The organism is Stenotrophomonas sp. 278 (assembly GCF_003935715.1).
GTDB lineage: Bacteria > Pseudomonadota > Gammaproteobacteria > Xanthomonadales > Xanthomonadaceae > Stenotrophomonas > Stenotrophomonas maltophilia_AH.
The window spans coordinates 1-1,126 of the sequence record NZ_RHPP01000299.1 but is presented as its reverse complement, the minus strand read 5'-3'; the positions used below and the strand labels follow the sequence as shown (position 1 = coordinate 1,126).

Below are 1,126 nucleotides of genomic sequence, written 5' to 3'. Positions count from 1 at the left end.
GACCGCCGCCGACCGGCCACGCAGCACGCTGGCCTGGCATGACCCGCGCCTGCGCCTGCCGGTGCTGGCGGTGTTGCTGGCGATGATCTCGGTGACCATCGCGCAGGTGACGGTGGGCTTCTTCGCCATCGATCGGCTGCGCCTGAGCCCGGCGGACGGCGCGCGCATGGCCGGCCTGGCGCTGACCGCGGTCGGGGTGGGCCTGATCCTGGCCCAGATCGGGGTGATGAAACTCAAAGGCGTGCCGCCGCGGCGCTGGATCGCCGTGGGCGCGCTGATTTCCGGCATCGGCTTCGCATCGGTGGCCCTGGTCCAGGCACCGTGGCAGCTGCTGGCGACTTATGCGGTGGCGGCGTTCGGGATGGGTTTCGTGTTTCCGTCATTCCAGGCGCTGGCCGCCGATTCGGTGGACGCGCACGAACAAGGGGCCGCTGCCGGTGCAGTGGCGTCCGTGCAGGGGTTCGGCATGGTGATCGGACCGATGGTCGGCACGCTGCTGTATCGGGTGGCCCCTCCGATGCCTTACCTGCTGGTCGGCGTGCTGCTGTTGGCGCTGTCCATCGCGGCGACACTGCATGCGAGGCGCGCGCCATGAGCGAGGCCTTGTACTTCACCAGCGCGAACGAAGACATGTTCGGCGGTATTCAACTGGACGACGCCGCGCCGGGCTTCCTGCTGCGCACCGGCACGCGCACGCTGGATGCCCGCGGCTGCCGCGCGATGCTGCCTGCAGGTGGCACTGCGACATTGCAGGAGCGGGTAAACACCTTCTTCGATGCCGCACCCGCCGGCCTGCCGCTGCTGGTGGGGGCGCTGCCGTTCGATCCAACCGGGTGGGATGTGCTGTACCAACCGGTGTCGTTGATGAACGCATTACCGTCAGGCGACAACGGGGTGCCGGCGTTCGTGGGCGATATCCGCAGCGAACCGACACCCGACGCGTATGCCCGCGCTGTGGAACACGCGCTGGACACGTTGGCCAACCCTTACACGCCGCTGCGCAAAGTGGTGCTGGCACGCAGCCTGCACGTGAACGCCACCGCGCCGATCGACCCGCATGCCTTGGCGCTGCGCCTGGGCCAGGATGCCGGTGTGGCTCCGTTCGTCGCGGCGCTGCCGGGCGACC

General features: G+C 69.3%; 1 protein-coding gene and 1 pseudogene. Both read left to right on the top strand.

All coding sequences use genetic code 11. The features are described from left to right. A partial coding sequence (locus EGJ34_RS21800) for an MFS transporter (RefSeq protein WP_148100561.1) occupies nt 1-595 on the top strand: 595 nt, incomplete at its 5' end. Continuing rightward, nucleotides 592-1,126 (top strand): annotated as a pseudogene (locus EGJ34_RS21795) (hypothetical protein); the annotation flags it as partial. The gene EGJ34_RS21800 and the pseudogene EGJ34_RS21795, both read left to right, overlap by 4 nt.